Origin of the sequence: Massilia psychrophila, assembly GCF_002760665.1 — a bacterium.
In the GTDB taxonomy this organism is placed as follows: domain Bacteria; phylum Pseudomonadota; class Gammaproteobacteria; order Burkholderiales; family Burkholderiaceae_D; genus JAFCUW01.
In genome coordinates this window covers 240588-262950 of record NZ_PDOB01000001.1, presented here as the reverse complement: position 1 = coordinate 262950, position 22363 = coordinate 240588, and the positions used below count along the sequence as shown (strand labels likewise).

22 protein-coding genes are annotated in these 22363 nt (G+C 65.6%); 8 read left to right on the top strand and 14 right to left on the bottom strand.

Annotated elements, in window-relative coordinates; translation table 11 throughout:
* Positions 1 to 3: 3 nt before the first annotated feature.
* Both CR103_RS01235 and CR103_RS22385 read right to left on the bottom strand, forming a co-directional pair.
* Positions 4 to 2070 (bottom strand): FAD/NAD(P)-binding protein, encoded by a 2067-nt coding sequence (locus CR103_RS01235; protein WP_180279236.1) that lies wholly within the window; start codon positions 2068 to 2070, stop codon positions 4 to 6.
* A 68-nt stretch (positions 2071 to 2138) separates the two neighbouring features.
* Entirely contained in the window at positions 2139 to 2345 is a 207-nt protein-coding gene (locus CR103_RS22385; protein ID WP_180279235.1) for a hypothetical protein, read from the bottom strand.
* Between CR103_RS22385 and CR103_RS01230 the strand changes: the two genes are divergently transcribed.
* The gene (locus CR103_RS01230; protein ID WP_099914169.1) at positions 2328 to 2780 is read left to right on the top strand and encodes a cache domain-containing protein; all 453 of its coding nucleotides are present in this window, start codon (positions 2328 to 2330) and stop codon (positions 2778 to 2780) included. The two genes, CR103_RS22385 and CR103_RS01230, sit on opposite strands and share 18 nt — an antisense overlap.
* Before the next feature lie 74 nt (positions 2781 to 2854).
* Positions 2855 to 4588 carry a methyl-accepting chemotaxis protein gene (locus tag CR103_RS01225; RefSeq protein WP_099914168.1) on the top strand — a complete coding sequence of 578 codons (1734 nt, stop codon included), beginning with the start codon at positions 2855 to 2857 and terminating at the stop codon, positions 4586 to 4588.
* A 6-nt stretch (positions 4589 to 4594) separates the two neighbouring features.
* On the opposite strand, the gene CR103_RS23945 is transcribed toward CR103_RS01225, so the two are convergent.
* Positions 4595 to 4729: a hypothetical protein gene (locus tag CR103_RS23945; RefSeq protein ID WP_307719655.1), complete on the bottom strand. Its 135-nt coding sequence runs from the start codon at positions 4727 to 4729 to the stop codon at positions 4595 to 4597.
* A 331-nt stretch (positions 4730 to 5060) separates the two neighbouring features.
* On the opposite strand from CR103_RS23945, the gene CR103_RS01215 reads away from it, so the two are divergent.
* A complete protein-coding gene (locus tag CR103_RS01215; protein WP_099914167.1) occupies positions 5061 to 5918 on the top strand; it encodes an HDOD domain-containing protein in 858 nt (285 codons plus the stop codon).
* A 55-nt stretch (positions 5919 to 5973) separates the two neighbouring features.
* The gene (locus CR103_RS01210; RefSeq protein WP_099914166.1) at positions 5974 to 6660 is read left to right on the top strand and encodes a GNAT family N-acetyltransferase; all 687 of its coding nucleotides are present in this window, start codon (positions 5974 to 5976) and stop codon (positions 6658 to 6660) included.
* Here CR103_RS01210 and CR103_RS01205 read toward each other — a convergent pair.
* Positions 6657 to 7184 carry a DNA-deoxyinosine glycosylase gene (locus CR103_RS01205; RefSeq protein WP_099914165.1) on the bottom strand — a complete coding sequence of 176 codons (528 nt, stop codon included), beginning with the start codon at positions 7182 to 7184 and terminating at the stop codon, positions 6657 to 6659. The genes CR103_RS01210 and CR103_RS01205 overlap by 4 nt on opposite strands.
* Positions 7185 to 7247: 63 nt before the next feature.
* Here CR103_RS01205 and CR103_RS01200 point away from each other — a divergent pair, with 63 nt between their 5' ends.
* A complete protein-coding gene (locus CR103_RS01200) occupies positions 7248 to 7706 on the top strand; it encodes an Mpo1 family 2-hydroxy fatty acid dioxygenase (RefSeq protein ID WP_099914164.1) in 459 nt (152 codons plus the stop codon).
* A gap of 14 nt (positions 7707 to 7720) precedes the next feature.
* On the opposite strand, the gene CR103_RS23795 is transcribed toward CR103_RS01200, so the two are convergent.
* On the bottom strand, positions 7721 to 7846 hold the full coding sequence (locus tag CR103_RS23795; protein ID WP_267873956.1) for a hypothetical protein: 126 nt from the start codon (positions 7844 to 7846) through the stop codon (positions 7721 to 7723).
* A 156-nt stretch (positions 7847 to 8002) separates the two neighbouring features.
* Here CR103_RS23795 and CR103_RS01195 point away from each other — a divergent pair, with 156 nt between their 5' ends.
* Complete coding sequence (locus CR103_RS01195) at positions 8003 to 8953, top strand: DMT family transporter (RefSeq protein ID WP_099914319.1); 951 nt, start codon at positions 8003 to 8005, stop codon at positions 8951 to 8953.
* Positions 8950 to 9462, top strand: a complete 513-nt coding sequence (locus CR103_RS01190) for a GNAT family N-acetyltransferase (protein WP_099914163.1) — start codon at positions 8950 to 8952, stop codon at positions 9460 to 9462. The genes CR103_RS01195 and CR103_RS01190 overlap by 4 nt, the downstream gene beginning before the upstream one ends.
* 178 nt (positions 9463 to 9640) lie before the next feature.
* Here the strand turns inward: CR103_RS01190 and CR103_RS01185 are convergent, their stop codons facing one another.
* From CR103_RS01185 to CR103_RS01145, 9 genes are all read right to left on the bottom strand, one after another.
* Entirely contained in the window at positions 9641 to 11104 is a 1464-nt protein-coding gene (locus CR103_RS01185; RefSeq protein WP_099914318.1) for a glycine betaine ABC transporter substrate-binding protein, read from the bottom strand.
* A gap of 95 nt (positions 11105 to 11199) precedes the next feature.
* Complete coding sequence (hutI, locus tag CR103_RS01180; RefSeq protein WP_099914162.1) at positions 11200 to 12435, bottom strand: imidazolonepropionase; 1236 nt, start codon at positions 12433 to 12435, stop codon at positions 11200 to 11202.
* A complete protein-coding gene (locus CR103_RS01175) occupies positions 12432 to 13019 on the bottom strand; it encodes a HutD/Ves family protein (RefSeq protein ID WP_099914161.1) in 588 nt (195 codons plus the stop codon). The genes hutI and CR103_RS01175 overlap by 4 nt, the downstream gene beginning before the upstream one ends.
* The gene (locus tag CR103_RS01170; protein ID WP_099914317.1) at positions 13016 to 14437 is read right to left on the bottom strand and encodes a formimidoylglutamate deiminase; all 1422 of its coding nucleotides are present in this window, start codon (positions 14435 to 14437) and stop codon (positions 13016 to 13018) included. The genes CR103_RS01175 and CR103_RS01170 overlap by 4 nt, the downstream gene beginning before the upstream one ends.
* Positions 14434 to 15234, bottom strand: a complete 801-nt coding sequence (gene hutG / locus CR103_RS01165) for an N-formylglutamate deformylase (RefSeq protein ID WP_099914160.1) — start codon at positions 15232 to 15234, stop codon at positions 14434 to 14436. The genes CR103_RS01170 and hutG overlap by 4 nt, the downstream gene beginning before the upstream one ends.
* Positions 15235 to 15260: 26 nt before the next feature.
* Complete coding sequence (hutH, locus tag CR103_RS01160; RefSeq protein WP_099914159.1) at positions 15261 to 16808, bottom strand: histidine ammonia-lyase; 1548 nt, start codon at positions 16806 to 16808, stop codon at positions 15261 to 15263.
* The gene (gene hutU / locus CR103_RS01155) at positions 16805 to 18532 is read right to left on the bottom strand and encodes a urocanate hydratase (protein WP_099914158.1); all 1728 of its coding nucleotides are present in this window, start codon (positions 18530 to 18532) and stop codon (positions 16805 to 16807) included. Before hutU ends, hutH begins: the two co-directional genes overlap by 4 nt.
* Positions 18533 to 18636: 104 nt before the next feature.
* Positions 18637 to 20319: an amidohydrolase gene (locus tag CR103_RS01150; protein ID WP_099914316.1), complete on the bottom strand. Its 1683-nt coding sequence runs from the start codon at positions 20317 to 20319 to the stop codon at positions 18637 to 18639.
* Positions 20320 to 20511: 192 nt separating this feature from the next.
* On the bottom strand, positions 20512 to 21444 hold the full coding sequence (locus CR103_RS01145; protein WP_229442617.1) for a bifunctional transcriptional activator/DNA repair enzyme AdaA: 933 nt from the start codon (positions 21442 to 21444) through the stop codon (positions 20512 to 20514).
* Between the two features lie 162 nt (positions 21445 to 21606).
* On the opposite strand from CR103_RS01145, the gene hutC reads away from it, so the two are divergent.
* Positions 21607 to 22326: a histidine utilization transcriptional repressor HutC gene (hutC, locus tag CR103_RS01140; protein ID WP_099914157.1), complete on the top strand. Its 720-nt coding sequence runs from the start codon at positions 21607 to 21609 to the stop codon at positions 22324 to 22326.
* The last annotated feature ends 37 nt before the right edge of the window (positions 22327 to 22363 follow it).

Sequence of the window (22363 nt, the reverse complement as noted above, 5' to 3'; positions counted from 1 at the left end):
GCGTCAGTGCTGAAAGTCGGCGGTCAGTTGCGCGCGCGCGAGCGGCGCCGCCGGCGCATCGTCGACGCCGCAATAAAAGGCCGCGCGTTCGTTCGGTGCCTGCTGCGCCTCGGCCGTGCCGGCGTCGACAGCAGCGGCAGCAGCGGCAGCGGCATCGGCAGCAGCATCAGCAGCGACATCAGCGGCGCGGGCGGCATTGCGGGCAGCGATGGCGCTCATCATGTTGCCGACTGCGCGGCCGGCATCGACCATGGTGGTTGAATTGGCGCCGGGCCGCGGCAGCACGAAGGTATAGAATTTGCAGCCCTCAACCAGGGTGCCGAGTGCCCACAGCGTGGTCTGGGCAGCGCCGTCCTGCGCCACCACGTTCATGTTGCGGTCGACCGTGATGCCGCCCGGATGGAACTGGCCGTTCATGAACGGCCGCACGATCCCGCGCTGCACGAGCTTACGCATCAACGGCGACTTGTCCTCCAGCGGTCCGGGCAGCGAGGCGCGGCCGCGCACCAGTACGTTCGCGCTCGCCATTTCACCGGCCCATTGACTGTGCACGGTGAAGCTGGCACCGCTTTCGTCGAGCTCGCAGTAGGCGCCGGGGCCGAAGTCGGCGCGCACAACGCCGGCATCCATCAGCGCCAGCAACTGCGCGATGCGTTCCTTCGGCGGCCCCACCGCGAGCCGGTTCATGATCGGCAAAAATTCTGACAGCACCCAGCGGTGCGAGTGCTCGTACAAGCCGCCGAAGTCGATCGCGCCGCGCACGACGTCACGCACGTCGCGCAGCACGTCACAGGCGGACTTCAACGGGCTGTCGAGATTGCCCAGCTTTGCGTGCTCGAAGTCGCGCCACATGAAACTGCGCAGCCAGTCGTCAAACTGACGCCGGCTTTTCAAAGCCAAGGGCGGCACCGGGTCGACCAGCTTGTCCCACGACAGCTGTTCGCGGCGGTCGATGTGCTGGTCGATCAGCGCCTGGCGCGCCACGGCGTTTTCGCAGGCCATGAATTCGTTACTGAACATCAGCGCCGTCATTTTGTCGCGCTGGGTGTGCAGGTAGGCGAAGTAAAAGGCAAACTGCATGTCGCACCACAACAGCGGAATGATCTGCTTCTGGAAGTCGATCTGGCCGCCGTCGGACTCGGCGCGCAGTGCGTCGAGTTTGGCGAAGGTGAGATATTTTGGCTTGTACTGGCCGAACACGCCCTTCTGGTTGACCGCGCGCGCGGTGAGCGGCAGGCCAGAGCGCGAGTATAGCAAAATCTTCGGTTCCTGGCCGGATGGCCGGTAACGCAAACGGCCGGCCGGTTCCATCTTGCCGCACGGCTCGTAGCGGCCGCCCCTGCCCGCGGTCAGCTGCGAGATCAGGTCGAACGTGGTCAGGCCCATGCCTTCGATGGCCATGGTGTCGCCCGCCGTCACGCTCGAGACGGCATTGCGGATCGGGTATGGTTCGAGCACCAGTTGCAGCCGTGGATTGCGGGTGCGCGCCGCTTCGACCTTCTGAACCAGCGCGCGCTCGGCGTCGCTGAACACTTTGCGCGCATGGCCGGTGGTCAGGTAGACGAAGTCGGCGGGGTAGGCGCAGCCGTCGTACGACACATGCCAGCGGTTGCCCTGCCAGGACAGGTCGTCGACACCAGCGTAATTGTGCAGGAAGATCGTCATGTGCGGCGGTGCCAGCTTTTTCAGGTATTCGAAGCCCCAGCGCAGGTAGTCGCCGAACAGCGCGCGCGAATAGTAGCCATTGCGGTCGATCTCGACCTTGGCGCCGACGCCGTTGGTGCCGCTGCCATTTTTGCTGATCAGCCAGTCCGAAAACGACGGCCCGTACAGCAACGGACCGGCGCCGCGCACGGTGTCGTCCGAAAACTGCGTCATCTGGCAGGCAACGGTGTTGACCAGCAAATGGTCGGCCTGATCGGTGGTGTGGCAACCAGGGCCGAATTCCTTGCTGTCGAACAGGTACAGCTCGATCGGGGTGGCGCTGGCATCGTTGCGCGCGTAGGCAATGATGCGATCAAACACCGATATGCCACGTGGTCCCAAGCCGATAACTGCGATCTTGTACATGTACGCCTCTTTAAATGAATAGCTGCGGAGTGACCAGTGACGGAAACATCGGGTGTTTCCCAAGGAGATTATTTCCGATGAAGAATCATACGAGCAGGAAAAAATGTATAAGTTGCGCCAGCACAATGGCGGAACTTTCTTTTGCCTTCGCCCGACAACCGCGCCGAACCCGCCATGCCGCAAGTTTGCGCCAGCGCAAAAGACCATTTTTTGCGGGCTGTACAGTAGAAGCCGTTAAACAATTTCCCGGAGGAAATATGAAATTTCTTACTCATGCCGCCTTGATCGCCGCCATCAGCTTCGCCCCCGCCGCCTTCGCCGCCGAACCGTCGGAAAAAGATGCCATTGCGATGGTGGAAAAAGGCGTCTCCTTTATGAAGGTGAGTGGCAAGGACGAGATGATCAAACGCATCAATGCAAAAGATGCCGATTATGTGCAAGGGTCGCTGTATCTGACCATGCGCGACACCAAAGGCGTGATCCTGGCTAACCCGGTCAATCCGGCGATGATCGGCAAGGACCTGGTCGACGTGCCCGACGCAGATGGCAAGCTGTTCCGCCGTGAAATCCTTGAGCTGGCCAAGACGAAGGGTAAGGGCTGGGTCGACTACAAGTTCAAGAACCCCGCCAGCGGCAAAGTCGAGGCGAAGACCTCCTACATCTACCTGGTGGGCGACGTCACGCTCGAGGCCGGCATCTACAAGAAGTAAGGGGCCCGGCAACGCTTCAGGTACGGGCGGCGCCGCGTGGCGCCGTCGTCGATTTATCATAGCCAGGAGTTCGCATGCTAAAGAAATTGCGTATTGGCCCGAAATTATTGCTGGCGCCGGGCCTGGTGCTGATCATGCTTATCGTCACGGCGGGCAGCGCCTACTACGGCATGGTGCGGCAGAATGCCTCGCTGGAAAACCTGGTGCAGGTGCGCGCGGCGCGGCTAAAGGCGGCCGCCGACGTGTCGGGCGAAGCGAAGTACGCCCACGCCAACATCTACCAGCTGCTGGCGTGGATCAACGGCAGCTTCGCCCAGGCCAGGGTCGATGGCCTCACCAGCGACATCCACGGCAAGCATGCGACGATCGCCGCCCAGCTGACGGCGCTGGCGGCGGTTGCCGATCCGGCCGAACGCAAGATCATCGATGCCTGCAGCGCCGCGCTGGCGGGTTATCGCAAGAGCGTGCTGGTAACGATCGAGCTGGCGCAGGTCGACCAGTCAACCGCCACCGCGTCGATGAGCAAGGCGGAGAAGGAGTTCGGCCTGCTGAACAGCCAACTGCTGCAACTGTCGACGCTCGAACGCACCCTCAGCGAAGCCGCCTTCGGCGCGGCCAAGTCGGAGTTTCGCACCCTGGTGCTGACGATGGCGGCGCTGGTGCTGCTGTCGATCACGCTGTCGATGCTGGCCACCTTCCTGGTGCGGCGCGCCATGCTGGGCGATATCCGCGCGATCGCCGATGTGGTAGGGGAACTGGCCGAAGGCCGGCTGACGATCGGTGCCGTCAACGACGGACGCGACGAAATCGCCGCCACCTCGCGTGCGCTCGACCACACTATTTCCAGGCTGACGACCACCTTGCGCAGCATCCTTGGCTCGGTGCGTTCGATCGACACTGCGTCACAGGAAATCGCCACCGGCAACTTCGATTTGTCGACCCGCACCGAAATGCAGGCCGCCTCGCTCGAGCAGACCGCCAGCGCGATGGCAACGCTGACGGTGGCGGTCAAGGAAAACGCCAACAACGCCCGGCTTGCCACCGAACTTGCGGCCAGCGCGGCGTCGCTGGCGGCGAACGGCGGCAAGGCCGTCGACCGCGCCGTCAGCACGATGGAGTCAATCAAGGCCAGTTCGCGCAAGATCGTCGAGATCATCGGCGTGATCGACGGCATCTCGTTCCAGACCAATATCCTCGCGCTCAATGCGGCGGTCGAGGCGGCGCGCGCCGGCGAGCAGGGCCGCGGTTTCGCCGTGGTGGCGTCGGAAGTGCGCACGCTGGCGCAGCGCTCGGCGGCGGCGGCGAAGGAGATCAAGTCGCTGATCGCCGCCTCGGTTGCCATCATCGACGGCGGCAGCGCCTCGGTCAACGAGGCCGGTGCCAGCATGGGCAATATCGTCGCCTCGGTGCAGCAGGTCAACGACATCATCGCCCGCATCAGCGTTGCCAGTTCCGAGCAGGCCGACGGCATCGCCGAAGTCAATCACGCGGTCGGCCAGATGGACGACATGACGCAGCAAAACGCCGCTTTGGTGGAACAGGCGGCGGCCGCCGCTGCCAGCCTGCACGAGCAGACCATCAACCTGGGGCAGGCGGTGGCGATCTTCAAGATGGGAGGCGAAGATGAAGCGTCTGACCCGGACCCGCGGCGCCAGCAAGATAGCGCGTTTGACAACGACGGTTTTCATGACCCGGACGAACGCCGCGCGCCGAACAGCGGCATGCGTGGCGCCGCGCCGCGGATCCTGAACAATTCAACCAATTCAACCAATTCGACCAATTCGCGCGGCACCAGAAAAAAGGCCTGAGCCGGCTCAAAAGGGTCGGCGCAAAAAACGCGAGCCGGCCAGAGCGAACCGCCACGGCACCGCCAGCGCCAGCGCCTGGCACAGCCTGCCAGGACCGGAGTACAGCAGGCGAGCGGCGTCCTGGCCGCGCCGCGACCGCATCGCATCGAGCCCGGCCAGCGGCTCGAGCGCGGATCAGCGCCCCCGCGCCATGGCCCTCTTCGCTGTCGTAGGCCGCGGTCTCGACGATGCGCCCGCCGACACCGTCGATCAGCAGCAGCACCCCCCATCAGCTGCCGCGCTACCTCGTGCGAGGGGGCATAAAAGTCGATACCGGCCAACCTCGTGTTCGATGTGTTTGTCATACCCCGAGTCTAGCGCGCGGCATCACACTGTTCTGTCCGCTACGCCACAGATTGCGCAAGTTGGGTGCAGGCAGCAGGGAGTTGGTTTATAGTAGTAAATCTTTTCCCATGGCATTATTATCCGAAAAATGAATAACGCTGCAGTGCTGGCGCCGCCAGGCGCCGACCCGGTCGAGGCGCTGATCAGGTCGATCCGGATCCCTCCCCGTCCCAGCCTGCTCGCCAACTTGCAGGGCGAGCTGGCGTCGGACGAGCCGTCGCTTGACGCCATCGGCCGCATCATCGTCAGCGACGTCGGCATCGCCGCCGCCTTGCTCAAGCTGGCCAATTCCTCGTTCTACGGCGGCCAGCGCAAGGCCAAGTCGGTCGATCAGGCCATCGCTTTGCTCGGCATCGACCAGGTGGCGGCGCTGATGACCGGGCTGTTGGCGCGCCAGGCAATCGGCGCCGACAATGCCGCACTGGCCGCGTTCTGGGACCTGTCTACCCGGCGCGCGCAGGCGATGGTATTCCTGGCGCGCCGGCTGCGCATTGGCGCGCCCGACGTCGCCCACACGTTCGGCCTGTTCTGCGACACCGGCGTGGCACTGCTGCTTGGTCGGTTCGACGATTACGCGGCGACGCTGGCGCTGGCGGGGGCCGATCTGACGCGCTGCTTCAGCGACATCGAAGACAGGCGCCACGGCACCAACCACGTTGCCATCGGCTGCCTGTTGGCGCGCAACTGGGGCTTGCCGCAAGGCGTCTATTGGGCCATCCTGCATCATCACGATTACGCCGTCATCGACGATGCCGCAAGCGACGACGCGGTGCGTTCGCTGGTGGCGCTGTCGCTGCTGGCCGAACGTGCGCTGCAGGCATACCAGGGCCACCGCGAATCGCCCGAATGGAACAAGGGCGGCGAGCGCGCCTGCGCCTATCTCGGCCTGTCGGACGACGAGGCCACCGACCTGCTAGACCAGTTGCTCGACTGCTTCGCCGAATAGCGCAAGCACGCGGCGCCTGCCGTGACGATCTACAATTTCTGCCGAGCGCCGCGACATGCAACGATCTGCCCTCCTCGACCGGATTTTCTGGCATACCCTTACCGGCCCTCACGCCCGATTTGCCGCCGGCGCCGGCGGTGCGCGCCGCTACGCGCGCGGCTTCTCGCCCATCCTGGCGTTCGCCGATGTGCGCCAGCCCGACTTCGCCGCCCTCGCGCCGTACTGCGAAGAAGGCGAACACTTTTATTGCGAAGGCTGGAGCGGCGTTTCGCCCGGCGGCTGGCGGATCGACGCCGAGTCGACCATGTACCGGATGGTATGGAACGCGGCGCCGCCTGCGGCCGACGGCGCGCCGGCGGCGATTGCACTGGGCCTTGCGCACGCACACCAGGCGGTGCAACTGGCGGCGCTGTGCCGCCCCGGTCCGTTCGGCCCGCGCACCATCGAGCTGGGCGACTACTTCGGCTATTTCGACGGTGAGCAACTGGTCGCCATGGCCGGCGAGCGGATGCACGTAGCCGGCCTGCGCGAAATCAGCGGCGTTTGCGTCCATCCCGACTTTCAGGGACGCGGACTGGCGCGCCAGTTGATGGCGAAGCTGGTGCATCGCCAGATGGCGCGCGGCGAGACGCCGTTCCTGCACGTCATGCGCGCCAACGAAGCCGCCCACTTGCTGTATCTGCGGATGGGTTTTGTCGATTACCTGGAGTCGGTGGTACGGGTGGTAACGCCGACGCGCTAAAAAACAATGCGAGCATCCTCATCGAGCGCCAACAGCTGCCACCAGCTCTCCAGTTTGCGATCGAACGACAGCGCTGCATGCGCCGGCGAAGTAGAGGGCAGCACGACGGTCCGGTAGCCGGCGGCGGCGAATTGCATCGCAAACTTGCCTGAGGTCTGGCCGTTGAAGCCGACCATTTCCAGCGCCGGGCACAGGGTGCGCAAACGCGCGAAGTCGTTGGCGGCAGGCTTGCGGATGCTCGAGTCGAGACTGCCTTCGCGTTCGCAGGCACCGAGGACATCCCACAGGCCGACACCGTGCGCCAATAATCGCGGCAAGCGTTCGGCATAGGGCAGCCTGGCCAGGTCCTCGCCAGTGAGCACGGACAGCATCGGCCACAGCTGGTTACGCGGATGCGCATAATACTGTTGCGCGGCGAGCGAGGCGGCGCCCGGGAAACTGCCGAGGATCAGGATGCGCGTGTTGGCGGCGACCACCGGTGCCAAACCGGTCAGACCGGGGGTGGGCGAGGCAGGTTTAATCATGCGGCGATTCTATCCGAGTGTAGACTGTGCAGGCATTTATAAAAAGCCAACGGAGAGCATCGCATGCAACAAACGGCGAAAACGCGGGTAGAGGCGCGCAATATCGACACCTTGCTGGCGAAATACGGCGAAAGTCACCGCAACCACACCAACGAACTGATTCATTTCGTCTGCGTGCCGGTGATCGTGTTCACCTTGCTGGGGATCGTCTGGTGGGTTCATCCACTGGCCGCGGTGGCGGTCAGCCTGGCAGCGCTGTGGTACTACTTTCACCTCTCGCGCCCGTTCGCGGTGGGGATGCTGGTCATGACGCTGCTGATGCTCGCCTTGCTGCGGGCGCTGCCGCCGGCGACCGTGCTGCCGCTGTCGATCGCCATTTTCGTGCTGGCCTGGATCGGCCAGTTGATCGGCCACAAGATCGAGGGCAAGAAGCCATCGTTCTTCGACGACCTGCGCTACCTGCTGATCGGACCGCTGTTCGTGCTGAGCTTTTTGTTCCGGCGCCTGAACGTCGCGTACTGAACGCGGCCGCCCGCTTACCTGTAACCCTGGTAATCGAGGACGGCCGGCGCGTCGCCCTGCCAATTGAGCAGCACGAGCATCGTGCATAGCGCGACATAACCGAGCAGGATAAGGATTTTGAGGCTGAGTGACGGTTTCATGAGCTGGCCTTTTGCACGGTTTAGCCATGATACCGATGGCTGCGCGACGCAAAAAATCGTTGGCAACCGGTTTGTCGCAGCTCAAACTGGATAACGATAACTGTCGTTTTTATAGTAATGCCAACAAGAAACTTCGAAAGCTCGTATACTTTCGCGATGTCCTCACCTCTCCTGTTTGCCATCGCCTCGCTGATCTGGGGCTCGACCTTTTGGGCGATCACCCTGCAGTTGGGCGAAGTCGCGCCGGCAGTCTCGGTCGCCTACCGCTTCGGCATCGCTTGCGCCACCCTGTTTGCCTGGTGCCTGCTGCGCGGCGACCGCCTGCGCCTGCCATGGCGCACCCAGCGCTGGCTGATGCTGCAGGGCTTTTTGACCTTCTGCCTGTCGTACCTGTGCACCTACAACGCAGAGCAGTACCTGGTCTCGGCGCTGGTCGCGGTGTTGTTCGCGCTGATGGTGTTCTGGACGCCGATCTGCAGCCGCATCCTGTTCGGCAGCGCGATCGGCTGGCGCACCTGGTCGGCCGGCGCGGTCGCGATGGGCGGCGTCGGCCTGCTGTTTTCGCGCTCGATCGGCACGGCCTGGCAAGAGATTGTGAAAGGCGGCAGCGGTCATTTTTTGCTCGGCCTTGGCCTGGCGCTGGTGGCAACGATCGCCAGTTCGGCTGGCAACGTGATCGTCGGCAAGGTGCGAGAACAGTGCCCCAATTTGCTGCTGACGATGGCCTGGTCGATGTTTTGGGGCACCGCGCTGGTGCTGGTATGGGTCGCCCTCTCCGGCGAGCGCCTGGTGCTGCCGACCCAGCCGCACTACTGGATGAGCCTGCTCTACCTGTCGATTTTCGGCTCGGTGATCGCTTTTAACGCCTACTTCACGTTGATTAACCGGATCGGCTCGCAAAAAGCGGTGTACGTCGGCGTCGTCACGCCGGTGATCTCGGTGCTGCTGTCGATCCAGCTCGAACACTACCGCCCCGGCGCGCTCGAGTGGCTTGGCATGGTAGTGTGCCTGTCCAGCGTGGCCTGGGCCGTGCGCGCGCCGGCGCCGCGCACGGTGTCAAGCCCAACCGCGCGCATCCAACCAACCCCCGTATTCGAGACTCCATGATTTTTTCCACCGCCGCTGTTACCCCATTTGCGATTCGCCCCGCCAACCCTGCCGACGTTGCCCACATCCACGCCATGATTGTCGAACTGGCCGTGTTCGAAAAGCTCGAACACCTGGTGATCGCCACCGAAGCGCTGCTGCACGAGGGCCTGTTCGGTCAGCATCCATCGTGCGAGGCGATCGTCGGTGTCGAGGCAGGTGAGGTCGTCACTTTCGCCCTGTTCTTCCACAATTTTTCGACTTTCCTCACGCGCAAAGGCCTGTACCTGGAAGACCTGTACGTCAAGCAGGCACAGCGCGGCAAAGGGTTCGGGCGCCAGATGCTGGTCAAGCTGGCCCAGCTCGCCCTCGAGCGCGGCTGCGGCCGTTTCGAATGGTCGGTGCTGGACTGGAACGAGCCGGCGATCCAGTTCTACAAGGGCGTCGGCGCCGACGTCATGCCGGAATGGCGCATCTGCCGCGTCGCCGGCGACGCGCTGACGGAACTGGCCAGCGGCAAGCGCGGGTAATTTTGTAAAGAATCATAAAAAAGCCCACGGCTGAAAACCACCGTGGGCTAACCCATTCGCTGGGGATGGGAGGGGAGACTGGAATTACGTATCGAACGCATCTGTGAAACCAATGCTTCAATAATTACCCAGATGAAAAGTTTCAGGTTGATTTTTGTCAATAGACGGCCACAACAGTCTAGCCTCGCCCGCGCCTGCCGAGCAGCCATTCAAGCACCTCGAACACGCCTTGCGTCAGCAGCGCCAACACGGCCGCCGGGATCGCTCCGGCCAGCAGCATGTCATTGTCATTGAGCGCCAGGCCGATGGTGATCCGTTCGCCGTAACCGCCGGCGCCGATGAAGGCCGCGATGGTGGCGGTGCCCACGCTCATCACTGCCGCCGTCTTGACGCCGGCCAGGATCACCGGCAGCGCCAGCGGCAGGTCGACGTGCAGCAGGCGGCTGCGCCGGTTCAGCCCGAGCGCCAGCGCCGCCATGCGCAGGCCCGGCGGCACTTGCTGGATGCCGGTGCAGGTGTTGCGCACGATCGGCAGCAGCGCGTACACGAACAGCGCCACCAGCGCCGGCACCGTGCCGATCTTCCCCGTGAACGCTATGAGCATCGCCAGCAGGGCCAGCGACGGCACCGTCTGCAGCACCCCGGCCAGCGCCAGCACCGGGTGACGCAGGCGCGGCGCCAACGCCGCCAGCACGCCAAGCGGAATCCCTGCCAGGCAGGCCAGCACCACCGAGAACAGCACCAGCGTGACATGCTCGCGCGTGAGTTTCCACAGGCTCGGGTCGAACAGCTTCGCTGCCAGAGTGCCGCCTTCTTTTGCCGCCGTCGCACTCGGTGTCGCTGTCACGCCGGCCAGCCAGTTGGCGGCAACCAAGGCGAAGCTCCGGCCCTGCAGTTCGGCCGCCCCATTCATTGCGATCATCGCCTCGGCCGAAATCCGGCCCTCCAGCTGTTCGATCGCGTGCCAGGCGGCGGGAAAGCGGCGCGGCGCGTCGAGCCGGTATAGCAGCACCGCGTCGTAGCGCGGAAAATAATGCAAATCGTCGTCCAACAGGCGCAAGCCGTACTGGCCGATCTTGGCGTCGGTCGAATAGATGTCGATCAGGTCGACCTGACGCTGCGCCAGCGCCTCGTAAGCGACGCCGTGATCGAGCCCGCGCGGCTGCTGCGGCAAGCCGTAGCGCTTGGCCAGTCCCGGCCAGCCGTCGGCGCGGCCAATGAATTCGTGCGACAGGCCCAACCTCAGTTCGGGGCGAGACGTCAGGTCCGACATCGTCGCGAAGCTGCCACTGTCGGCGCGCATCGCCAGCGCGTAGGTATTGTTAAAGCCAAGCGGCACACCGACACCGAGGCCGATTTTTGCCAGCGCGACGCGCATCTCGGCCAGCGTCGTCGGCTTCTCGTTTTTGAGGATTTCAAGGTCGATGGTGCCGAGGTATTCCGGATAGACGTCGATGCTGCCGCCCTGCAGCGCGGCCAGCACAATGGCGGTGTTGCCCAGGCCCTGGCGGTGCTCGGCCTTGCCGTGTTGTGCGGCGCTCTGGGTCAGCACCTCGCCGAGGATGTACGATTCGGTGAAGCGTTTCGAGCCGACCTTCAGCACCTTATTGGCGTCGGCCTGCGCAGCGCCGGCCGCCAACATCGCGCCGCTCATAAAAATGAACACCACAGGGATGAACACTGCAAGCCGGCGAACCGCCGTGTCAATTTTGGTGCGCACGCGTTCTCCAGAAACCATCAGGGGCGCCAGCTTACCACCGGCTCGCGCGGTACGCCGCCATTGACCACGCCGCGGCATGGATTAAAGCCCATCGCGTAAGCCAGGTCGGCCGGGCGGTCGATCTCCCACAGTGCGAAATCGGCGCGTTTTCCCACTTCGAGCGTGCCGATCTTGTCCTGACGTCCGAGCGCGCGGGCGGCGTTGACGGTGCAGCCGGCCAGCGCCTCGCGCGGCGTCAGCCGCCACAAGGTGCAGGCCATGTTCATCGCCAGCAGGATCGACATCAAAGGCGAGGAGCCGGGATTGCAGTCGGTCGCCACCGCCATCGGCACCCCGAGCGCGCGCAGCAGCGCCACCGGCGGCACGCGCGTATCGCGCAAAAAATACCAGGCCCCCGGCAGCAGCACGGCAACCGTGCCGGCGCCAGCCATGGCACGGATGCCCGCCTCGCTGACATGCTCGAGGTGGTCGGCCGACAAGCCGCCATAACGCGCCACCAGCTGCGCGCCGCCCTGGTCGGACAGCTGTTCGGCGTGCAGCTTGACCGGCAGGCCAAGCGCGCGCGCGCAAGCGAACACGCGCTCGGTCTGGGCGTTCGAAAACCCGATATGCTCGCAAAACGCGTCGACCGCGTCGACCAGGTTTTGCGCCGCCAGCCGCGGCAGCATCTGAGTGCACACGGCGTCGATGTAGTCGTCCGGCCGGCCGGCAAACTCCGGCGCCAGCGCGTGCGCGCCAAGGAAGGTGGTGACCACGCCAACCGGCAAAATGACGCCGGCGCGGCGCGCCACGCGCAGCATTTTCGCTTCGGTCGCCAGGTCGAGGCCGTAACCGGATTTGATTTCGATCGTGGTCACGCCTTCGGCCAGCAGGCAGGCGATGCGCGGCAGGCTCTGGCGCAGCAATTCGGTTTCATTGGCAGCGCGGGTGGCGCGCACGGTGGCCATAATGCCGCCGCCGGCGCGGGCAATGTCTTCATAAGTGGCGCCGTTCAGGCGCGCTTCGAATTCGTCGCTGCGGTTGCCGGCGTGGACGATGTGGGTGTGGCAGTCGATCAGTCCCGGCGTCATCCAGTGGCCGCCACAGTCAACGGTGGCGGCGTCCTTGCCCGGCGCCTTGGCGCGCGGCCCGATCCAGGCGATGCGGCCGCCCTCGACGCGCACCGCGCCGTCGCGCAGTTCGCCGTTGCAATCACCAAGGTCACCGGCCACCGTCGCCAGGTGGACGTTGGTGAAAAGCGTTGCCCCGGTCATACAGCGGGAGAGCGGTAGAAAAGATCGACGATGAACACGGTCGCCGCCTGTGTCTCGAGCGTCCACACGGTTTCGGTGTCGAACACGATGGCGTCGAAGCGCACCAGGCCGACGCGCTCGTGTTCGCTGCTGACCGACAACGACTCGCCCTCGGCCAGGAACAGCACCGAACGGTCACCCCGCGGCGCGAACACCGAGGAGCCCTCCAGGCGCCGGCGGCCTAACTTGTGATGGCATACCGCGCGCCGGCTCATCACGTTGAAGTCGATGGTGGGGCCGCCGTCGAGGCTGGCCCGGACCGCCGACTCGCCGGCGAACTCGATGATGGCGTCCATCTCGTCGAGCATGAAGCGGCTGTCGTCGATGTCGAGCACCAGGCCGGGTCCTTCGACCAGCGCCAGCGTACGGTCGACGCCGGGGAACAGCGAGAACGGGCCATCCTGTGAAATCGTCGCCAGGCTGATGCGCCAGTCGAAATCGTGGAACAGCGCCCCGGGCGGCAGGGCGAAGATCTCGGTGGTACTGCCGCCGCCGTTTTTCCACGGCACCGGAAGCAGGCCGGCAAACGCAATCAGCATAGTCATGAACGATACTCCCGCAGTGCGACGAGGGTTTGTTTGTAGCGCCGGGCAATGGCGTCCTGGTCGACGTGGCGAGCGTCCCGCACCACCCAGCGCCCGCCCGCCAGCACGTCGCGCACCAGGTTGTCGTTGCCGGCGAAGATGAAGGCGCCGAGCACGTCATCGACGGCGACGCCTTCCAAGTTCGGGTGTTCGCTGTCGAGCACGAGAAGGTCGGCGCGCATGCCGGCGCCAAGTACGCCGACCTTGCGCCCGCTCGCCTGCGCCCCGCCGGCAAGCGCGCCCTGCCACAGGAAGTCGCCGACCCGGCGCTGGCTCGGCGACACCGCCACGTTGCGGCGCTGGTGCCGCAAGCGCTGGCCGTACTCGAGCCAGCGCAACTCTTCGACCGGGCTTTGCGATACGTGGCTGTCGCTGCCGATGCCAAAGCGCCCGCCGGCGGCGATAAACTGCGCCAGCGGATAGAGGCCATCGCCCAGATTCGCCTCGGTGCTCGGACACAATCCGGCCACCGCGCCGCTTCGGGCCACGCGGTCAACTTCATCGGCGTCGATGTGGGTGGCGTGCACCAGGCACCAGCGCTCATCCAACGCAACGTGCTCGGCCAGGTAGCGCAGCGGCCGCATGCCGGTGGCCGCAAGGCACTGGCGCACCTCGTCCTCTTGCTCGGCGATGTGGATGTGCAGCGGCCGGCCGGCCGGCAGCGTCTGCGCCAGTTCCCGGATTTGCGCGATCGTGGCGGCGCGCAGCGAATGCGGCGCAGCGCCGACTTCGAGCTGGCCGCAGCGCTCGGCCTCGAGCGCGTCGACTATGCCAAGCACCTGCGCCGGATCGCTGCGAAAGCGCTGCTGGTCACCCCTCAACGCTTGCTCGCCGAAGCCGGCGTGGCTGTACAGCACCGGCAGCATGGTCAGGCCGATGCCGGCCGCGCGCGCGGCGGCGACGATCCTTTCGGCCGTTTCGGCCGGGCGCGGATACACGCTGCCGCCCGGTGCGCGCTGGAGGTAATGGAATTCGCATACCGCCGTGTAGCCGTGGCGCAGGCACTCGGTAAACAGCTGGGTGGCGATCGCTTCGATCTGGCCGGGGGTGATGTTGCGCGCGAAGCGGTACATCAGGTCGCGCCAGGTCCAGAAGCTGTCCGGATTGTGTGGATTGTGTGGGTTGTGTGGGTTGTGTGGATTGTCGCCGGCGGTTTCGGTCAGCCCGCCCAGCGCGCGCTGGAAGGCGTGCGAATGCAGGTTGACCATGCCGGGCAAGACCAGCTGCGCCTGCTCCACGCCGGGCGGCGCCGCCGCGCCAGGGGTGACCGCCAGCAGGTTTCCTGCGCCGTCCCACTCTAGCAGCACGTCGGCCGCCCAGCCTTGCGCCAGCAGCGTGTGGCGGGCGAACAGCGCGCCCGGGTTGACACTGGCGCTCATGCTGGCGTCCACTGACGCACCCAGCCGGCGGCGGCGCCGATCATCTGGCCCAGCAGGGGCTGGACCTGGGCCGCGAGGTCCGGCCGGTACGCGAACGGCGCGTTCTCGTTCATATACAGGTTCTGGCACATTTCGAGCTGGATCGCATGCACGCCGGCGCTCGGCGCGCCGTAATGGCGGGTGATGTAGCCGCCCTTGAAGCGGCCATCGAGCGCGATGCCAAAGCGCCCGGATGCCCGCGCCGGGGCGATCACAACGTCGGCCAGGGATGCGGCGCACGAAACGCCGCCGGCAGTGCCGAAGTTCAGGTCCGGCAGGCGGCCATCGAAAAACCGCGGCACGGTTGATGCAATCGAATGGGCGTCCCACAGCACCACGCGGCCGTGCAGCGCCAGCAGGCGATCGAGTTCGGCGCGCAGCTGCCGGTGATACGGCCGCCAGTAGCGCGCCAGCCGGTCTGCCACTTCGTCCTTCGATGGCGCCTGGCCATCCTGGTACAGCTGCTCGCGGCCGAACGTATCAAGCGGGCACAGGCTTGTCGTGTCGAGGCCGGGATACAGGTTACTGTCCTCGGGCGGGCGATTCAGGTCGATGACGTAACGCGACCAACGCGCGCTCATGGTCGAAGCACCAACTTCGCCGAGGAAGCCGTACAGTTCGGGCAGGTGCCAGTCGGTGTCGGCCAATGCCTGCGCGCACGGCGCCAGGCGCGCGGCGATGTCATCGGGGATGTCGGTGCCGGCGTGCGGCATCGACACCACCAGCGCAATGCTGCCGGCCGTGAATTGAAAATCCATCACTGAAAATCCATCGTCTGCCCGCCTTATCGATACAGCGTCGAGAACAGTTCCTTGCGCGAGGCGCTCAAGGATCCGCTGATGACCATCTGCTTTGCCGCCTCGATGTCGGGCGCGAAGAAGCGGTCGACTTGGTAAAACGGCACCTCGCGCCGCAGCTGCGCGTGGACCTGTTCGAGGTGCGTTGAACTGGCCAGCGGCCGGTGGAAATCGATGCCCTGGGCCGCCGCCAGCAATTCGATGCCGACGATGACCGCCGTATTGTGCGCCATATCGTCAAGCCGGCGCGCCGCGAAGGTGGCCATGCTGACGTGGTCTTCCTGGTTGGCCGAGGTCGGCAGGCTATCGACGCTGGCCGGATGGGCCAGCGACTTGTTCTCGGACGCCAGCGCGGCGGCGGTGACGTGGGCAATCATGAAGCCGGAATTGACGCCCGCATCGCGCACCAGGAACGGCGGCAGGCCTGACAAGGTGGCGTCGATTAACAGCGCAATGCGGCGTTCGGCCAGCGCGCCGATTTCGGCAATCGCCAGCGCCAGCGTGTCGGCGGCAAAGGCGACCGGCTCGGCATGGAAATTCCCGCCCGAGATGATCTGGCCGCTGTCGGCGAAGATTAGAGGATTGTCGGTCACCGCGTTAGCCTCGATCAGCAAGGTGCGTGCGGCGTTGCCGATGATGTCGAGCACCGCACCCATCACCTGCGGCTGGCAGCGCAGGCTGTACGGATCTTGCACCCGCTCGTCGCCGACCAGGTGTGAGGCGCGGATTGCGCTGCCGGCCACCAGTTCGCGGTACAGCGCGGCGACGGCGATCTGGCCGCTCTGGCCGCGCACCGCGTGCACCCGCGCGTCGAACGCGGCGTCGCTGCCCTTGGCAGCGTCGAGCGAGAGCGCGCCGGCGACAATCGCCGCTTCCAGCAGTCGCTCGGCCATGAACAGGCCATGCAGCGCCAGCGCAGTCGACACCTGGGTGCCGTTGATCAGCGCCAGCCCTTCTTTTGGCGCCAGCACCACCGGCGCGATGGCGGCCGCCTGCAACGCGGCGCCAGCGGCCACCAGCTCGCCGTTAAAGCGCACCTGGCCGACGCCCAGCATCGCCAGCGTCATGTGCGCCAGCGGCGCCAGGTCGCCCGAGGCGCCGACCGAGCCCTTGGCGGGAATCGCCGGCATGATGCCGGCGTTGTATAGCGCGACAAGCGTCTCGACGATCAGCGGACGCACGCCGGAAAAGCCGCGCGCCAGGCTGCCGATCTTCATCAGCATGATGAGGCGCACGACGCCGTCATCCAACAGCGCGCCGGTGCCGACCGCATGCGACAAAATCAGGTTGCGCTGGAGCTGCTCGAGCCGGTCGTCGGCGATGCGGGTCCGGGCCAAAATGCCGAAGCCGGTGTTGATGCCGTAGGCGGCGTCGCCCTTCGCGACAATCGCGCGTACCGCGGCGGCGGACGCCTCGATGACCGGCCAGGCGCTGTCGTCGAGTGCCACCGTTACCGGCGCGACCCACACGGCGCGCAGGTCGGCCAGCGCCATCGCGCCAGGGGTCAGGGTCCAGTTTTCGGTCGCAGTAGTCATGCTTGTTTGAGCATTGGAATATCGAGCTGGTTCCGCGCGGCGCAGGCGATCGCGGTTTCATAACCCGCATCGGCATGGCGCATCACGCCCGAAGCGCTGTCGTTGACCAGCACGCGCGCCAGTCGCCTGGCGGCCGCTTCGCTGCCGTCGGCCACGATGACCATGCCGGCGTGCTGGGAAAAGCCCATGCCGACGCCGCCGCCGTGGTGCAGCGAAACCCAGGTCGCGCCGCCGGCGGTGTTGAGCATGGCATTCAATAGCGGCCAGTCCGACACGGCGTCGGTGCCGTCCTTCATGCTCTCGGTTTCGCGGTTCGGGCTGGCCACCGAGCCGGTGTCGAGATGGTCGCGGCCGATCACCACCGGCGCTTTCAGCTCCCCGCTGCGCACCATTTGGTTGAACGCCAGGCCGGCAAGGTGGCGCTCGCCCAGGCCCAGCCAGCAGATGCGCGCCGGCAGGCCCTGGAACGGAATGCGCGCGCGCGCCATGTCGAGCCAGTGGTGCACCTGCTTTTGCGCCGGGAACAGCTGCTTGATCCTGGCGTCGGTCTTGTAAATATCTTCCGGGTCGCCCGACAGCGCCACCCAGCGAAACGGCCCGCGCCCTTCGCAGAACTGCGGCCGGATATAGGCCGGCACGAAACCGGGGAACGAGAAGGCGTCCGCCACGCCCTGGTCGAAGGCGACCTGGCGGATGTTGTTGCCATAGTCGACAGCCTGGACGCCCATCGCATGGAAGTCGAGGATCGCCTGCACATGGCGCGCGCAGGAGATGGCGGCGGCGGCGCGCAGGCGCGCGTGTTCAAGTGGATCCTTCTGCGCCGCCTTCCACTCGGCTACGCTCCAGCCGGCCGGCAGGTAGCCGTTGATCAGGTCGTGGGCCGAGGTCTGGTCGGTAACAAGGTCAGGCATGATGCCGCCGGCCTTGGCGCGGCGCACCAGCTCGGGCAGCACCTCGGCCGCATTGCCGAGCAGGCCGATCGACACCGCCTCGCGCCTGGCGGTATGGTGAGCCACGCGCGCCAAGGCGTCGTCGATGCCGTCGGCCTGCATGTCGAGGTAGCCGGTGCGCAGGCGAAAGTCGATGCTGTTCTGCTGACACTCGATGGTGAGCGACACGGCGCCGGCGAAGCTGGCCGCCAGCGGCTGGGCGCCGCCCATGCCGCCCAGGCCGGCGGTGAGGATCCAGCGCCCGCCCCAGTCGCCGCCGAAGTGCTGGCGCCCGGCTTCGGCGAAGGTTTCGAACGTGCCCTGCACGATGCCCTGGGTGCCGATGTAGATCCAGCTGCCGGCGGTCATCTGGCCGTACATGAACAGGCCCTTGCGGTCGAGTTCATTAAAATGCTCCCAGGTGGCCCATTTCGGCACCAGGTTCGAATTGGCGATCAGCACGCGCGGGGCGTCCGTATGGGTCTGGAACACGCCGACCGGTTTGCCCGACTGGATCAGCAAGGTCTGGTCGTCTGCCAGGGTGCGCAGCGAGGCGAGGATCTGGTCGAAGCAGGCCCAGTTGCGCGCTGCCCGCCCGATGCTGCCGTATACCACCAGGTGCTGGGGATGCTCCGCCACCTCCGGATCGAGGTTATTTTGCAGCATCCGGTAGGCCGCCTCGGTCAGCCAGCTCTTGCACGACAGCGCGGTGCCGCGCGGCGCGCGGATGACCCGGGTAGGGTCGAAGCGCGGATCAAGGCGCAGGTCGGAATCTTGGCTCGCATCGGTGTTCATGGCAGCTCCGTCGATAAGTGAAGTCGCTCGAGTCTAAGTTGTCTATACAAGATGGTCAACGGTTTTCGGTGCCGTATCAGCCCTATCGCGCCCTGCATACCCGCTTATTTCTGGCCGTACACTTGTCGACCGGCGACCCAGGTTTGCAGCACGACGGTGTTGCGGATCGCCGCGGCCGGTATCTTGAACAGGTCCTGGTCGATGACGATAAAGTCGGCCCACTTGCCCGCCTCGAGCGAGCCTATGGCGTTTTCCTGGTGGCCGGCATAGGCGGCGTCAAGCGTGAAGCAGCGCAGCGCCTGCGTCAGCGTCATGGCTTGCTCGGCATGCCAGCCGCCGGCGGGCATGCCGGCCGCATCCTGGCGCGTGACGGCGGCGTGGATGCCGTAGAACGGATTGGGCGACTCGACCGGGAAGTCGGAACCGCAAGCCAGGCGCGCGCCCTGCTTCATGAAACTGCGCCAGGCATAGGCGCCCTTCATGCGCGCGGGACCAATGCGCTGCTCGGCCATGTTCATGTCGGACGTGGCGTGGGTCGGCTGCATCGACGCGATGATGCCGATATTTTTGAACTGCGCGATGTCGGCCGGTGCCACCACCTGTGCATGCTCGATGCGGTGGCGCAGAAGGCTGCCGCCGGTGGCTGGCGCCAGTGTGCGGTAGGCGCCCAGCACCTGGCGGTTGCCGGCGTCGCCGATGGCGTGGACGTTGACCTGATAGCCCTTCTGCATCGCCTTTTCCATCATCGCGCGCATCTGCGCGTCGCCGCGAAACAGCAGGCCGTGCGACTTCGGTTCGTCGCTGTAGGGTGCGCTCAAGGCCGCGCCGCGGCTGCCGAGGGCGCCGTCGGCGTACAGCTTCACCGCGCGCAGCGCATACATGTCGTTGGCGTACGACTTGAGCGGACCGGCGCTGGCAAGCACGTCGAAGTCGCGCTCGGTGCCGCCGATCATCGCGTACACGCGGGCAGTCAGCTTGCCGTGGTCGGCGTAATCGCGGTACAGGCGGTCGTTGCCGGTGTCGATGCCGGCGTCGTGCACGCTGGTCAGGCCCACGCGGGCGATTTCGGCCAGCGCGCGCTCCAGCGTTGTGCGCGCGGCGGCCTCGGTCTGTTTCGGCAGCACCTTGTTGACCAGGTCCTGGGCGGCGTCGACCAGCACGCCCGTCGCCTTGCCGGCGGCATCGCGCACGATCTTGCCGCCAACCGGGTCGGGCGTGCCGTTGGTGATGCCGGCAAGCTTGAGGGCGGCGCTGTTGGCCCAGCCGGCGTGGCCGTCGACCCGCTCCAGCCACACCGGGCGCTCGAGCACCGCACCATCGAGTTCGGCGGCGGTCGGAAATCGACCCAGCTTCCAGATCTCCTGGTTCCAGCCGCGCCCGCGCAGCCAGCTCTGGCCCGGATTGGCGGCAGCGTAGCTTGCCGTCGCCTTGAGCGCATCGGCCAGCGACGCGCTGCTCGACAGGTCGAGCTGGGTCAGCATGTCGCCCAGGCCAAAGATGTGGCCGTGGGCGTCAATCAGCCCCGGCAGCACGGTCTTGTTTTTCATGTCGATGTGCTTCGCCTTCGGCGCCTTCGCGTTCACGTACGCTGCAACTTCGGCCGCGCTGCCCACCGCGATGATCCGGCCGCTGTCGTCGAAGGCGAGCGCGGTGAACCGCACCAGTTCGTTTTTGCTGTTGAGGGTGTAGCCGTTGGCGTGATCGAGCACCGTATCGGCCTGCGCGGTGTTCAAGGCAGCGAGGGAGGCAACAACAAACAAGGAACATTGCAAGGGAAACAGGCGCATCGATTTTTCTCCGGTCGTCAGGATGGACAGCAATATGGGAAACAGTAATACAGAGTGTATAGAAATTTGCAAAATGGTCAAACTGGTCATTCACACTTACCCGGAATGCATATGTTTCCTGAAAACCGGGTCAGACCCCTTTTTCCTTTTTCACTTTTTCACAGTCGAGCCGGTTGAGCCGGTCAAGCTGCATTACGCGCCGCCCTCGCGCTTTAAAAGCGCCGCCTTGCGCTCGACGCCCCAGCGGTAGCCCGACAGCGCGCCGTCCTGGCGCACCACGCGGTGGCAGGGAATCGCCACCGCGATCGGGTTCGCCGCGCAGGCGCCGGCGACCGCCCGCGCGCCTGCCGCCACGCCGATACGCGCCGCCAATTCGGCATAACTGACAGTTGCGCCGGAAGGAATCGCGCGCAGGGCCTGCCACACGCGCTGCTGGAAAACGGTGCCGCGCACGTCGAGCGGCAGGTCCAGGCCGATGGCCGGCGCCTCCACCAGTCCCACCACCTTCGCCACGGTTGCCTCGAAATCGGCGTCGGCGCCGCGCAGTTCGGCGCGCGGGAAGCGGTCCTGCAGGTCGCGCGCCAGCAGGTCCGGGTCGTCGCCCATCAGGATGGCGCAGATGCCTTTGTCGGTGGCGGCCACGAGGATCGCGCCGAGCGAACAGGCGCCGATGGCAAAGCGGATCGCGCAACCGCTGCCGCCGCCACGGAACGCTGTCGGCGTGATGCCGGTGTGCGATTTGACGACGCGCTGAAAATGGAAGCGGCTCATGGCGCAGGCCTGCGCCAGCGCGTCGAGGTCGGGGGTTTCGGCGGCGGCGTCGATCAGGCGGCAAACCTGCGCCACCGCCTGCGCGTGCCGTTCGGCCAGCGGCGCCAGCTTGGGTTTGCAGCGCAGGCAGGCGCGAAATCCGGCCTGCTCGGCGTCAACACAGCTGTCGTGGAAGCGCACGTTGCGGCGCAAGGCCGCGCGCGCGCCGCACGACGGTCTGCAATAGACACCGGTGCTGCTCACCGAATACCAGAATACGCCGTCGGCGCCGGCGTCGCGCCGTTGCAGCGCGTCCCAGCGCTCGGCGTCGGTGCCGTAGCCGTAGCCGGCGGAAAATTCTCCTTTCACGGTCATCGTTTCTGCCGCGGCGGCGAGCGTTTTTGTGTGCATCATGTTCCTCTGTGTTTTTGTGGCGAACCGCCATCCTGCGCCGCGGCGTGGCGAAAAAAACCCCGCGTCTTGCTTTTGAATTGAAGTGCTAGAATCGGCATTTCGGCCGCACCTTCGGAGGGTAGTTTGGACGAGCAGATCGCGCAAGACAGCACGCCTATTTTCCAGCGCATCAAAGACTACCTGGTGGGCGAGATCGCCGCCGGCACCTGGAAGGAAGGCGAAGTGGTGCCGTCGGAGCTGGCGCTGGTGCGCCAGTTCGGCGTCTCGCGCATGACCGTCAACCGCGCCGTGCGCGAGCTGACGGCCGAGCAGGTGCTGACGCGCCGCCAGGGTTCCGGCACGTTTGTCGCGCCGAAAAAATATCAGGCCACGCTGGTCGAGATCAAAAGCATCGCCGACGAGATCCGCGCCCGCGGCCACGTCCACCGCAGCAGCCTGCGCCTGCTCGAATCGAGCCACGCCGGCGAGTTGCTGGCGCACCAGTTCGCCCTGCTTGCGGGCAGCGCGCTGTTCCATTCCGTGATCGTCCACTTCGATAACGAGGCGCCGATCCAGGTCGAGGACCGCTGGGTCAATCCGGCTTGCGCGCCGCGCTACCTGGAACAAAATTTTTCCGTGATGACGCCGAACGAGCACCTGATGCAGGCGGCGCCGCTGCAAGGCGCCATCTACAGCATCGAAGCACTGCCGGCGCCGCGCGAGGTGGCCGAGATGCTGGCGCTAGAGCTGCGCCAGAGCTGCCTGGTGCTCAGGCGCCGCACCACCTCGATGGGCCAGGTGGCGTCGGTGGTGACGATGTGGCACCCGGGCGCTCTGGTTCAGTATACGGGCAGCGTCAGCTAAGCATCGCCAGGATGCAATAAGTTCGGCCGCCGCATCC

Coding starts and splice junctions, on each gene's coding strand:
- CR103_RS01175 (WP_099914161.1), bottom strand. CDS start 13,019: ATGACTATGCTGATTGCGTTTGCCGGCCTGCTTCCGGTGCCGTGGAAA.
- CR103_RS01215 (WP_099914167.1), top strand. CDS start 5,061: ATGAATAACGCTGCAGTGCTGGCGCCGCCAGGCGCCGACCCGGTCGAG.
- hutH (WP_099914159.1), bottom strand. CDS start 16,808: ATGACTACTGCGACCGAAAACTGGACCCTGACCCCTGGCGCGATGGCG.
- CR103_RS01195 (WP_099914319.1), top strand. CDS start 8,003: ATGTCCTCACCTCTCCTGTTTGCCATCGCCTCGCTGATCTGGGGCTCG.
- CR103_RS01145 (WP_229442617.1), bottom strand. CDS start 21,444: ATGACCGTGAAAGGAGAATTTTCCGCCGGCTACGGCTACGGCACCGAC.
- CR103_RS01190 (WP_099914163.1), top strand. CDS start 8,950: ATGATTTTTTCCACCGCCGCTGTTACCCCATTTGCGATTCGCCCCGCC.
- CR103_RS01185 (WP_099914318.1), bottom strand. CDS start 11,104: ATGTTGGCGGCCGGCGCTGCGCAGGCCGACGCCAATAAGGTGCTGAAG.
- CR103_RS01210 (WP_099914166.1), top strand. CDS start 5,974: ATGCAACGATCTGCCCTCCTCGACCGGATTTTCTGGCATACCCTTACC.
- CR103_RS23795 (WP_267873956.1), bottom strand. CDS start 7,846: ATGAAACCGTCACTCAGCCTCAAAATCCTTATCCTGCTCGGTTATGTC.
- CR103_RS01150 (WP_099914316.1), bottom strand. CDS start 20,319: ATGCGCCTGTTTCCCTTGCAATGTTCCTTGTTTGTTGTTGCCTCCCTC.
- CR103_RS01205 (WP_099914165.1), bottom strand. CDS start 7,184: ATGATTAAACCTGCCTCGCCCACCCCCGGTCTGACCGGTTTGGCACCG.
- hutU (WP_099914158.1), bottom strand. CDS start 18,532: ATGAACACCGATGCGAGCCAAGATTCCGACCTGCGCCTTGATCCGCGC.
- CR103_RS01225 (WP_099914168.1), top strand. CDS start 2,855: ATGCTAAAGAAATTGCGTATTGGCCCGAAATTATTGCTGGCGCCGGGC.
- CR103_RS01230 (WP_099914169.1), top strand. CDS start 2,328: ATGAAATTTCTTACTCATGCCGCCTTGATCGCCGCCATCAGCTTCGCC.
- hutI (WP_099914162.1), bottom strand. CDS start 12,435: ATGACCGGGGCAACGCTTTTCACCAACGTCCACCTGGCGACGGTGGCC.
- CR103_RS01170 (WP_099914317.1), bottom strand. CDS start 14,437: ATGAGCGCCAGTGTCAACCCGGGCGCGCTGTTCGCCCGCCACACGCTG.
- CR103_RS23945 (WP_307719655.1), bottom strand. CDS start 4,729: ATGCGGTCGCGGCGCGGCCAGGACGCCGCTCGCCTGCTGTACTCCGGT.
- CR103_RS01200 (WP_099914164.1), top strand. CDS start 7,248: ATGCAACAAACGGCGAAAACGCGGGTAGAGGCGCGCAATATCGACACC.
- hutG (WP_099914160.1), bottom strand. CDS start 15,234: ATGGATTTTCAATTCACGGCCGGCAGCATTGCGCTGGTGGTGTCGATG.
- CR103_RS22385 (WP_180279235.1), bottom strand. CDS start 2,345: ATGAGTAAGAAATTTCATATTTCCTCCGGGAAATTGTTTAACGGCTTC.
- CR103_RS01235 (WP_180279236.1), bottom strand. CDS start 2,070: ATGTACAAGATCGCAGTTATCGGCTTGGGACCACGTGGCATATCGGTG.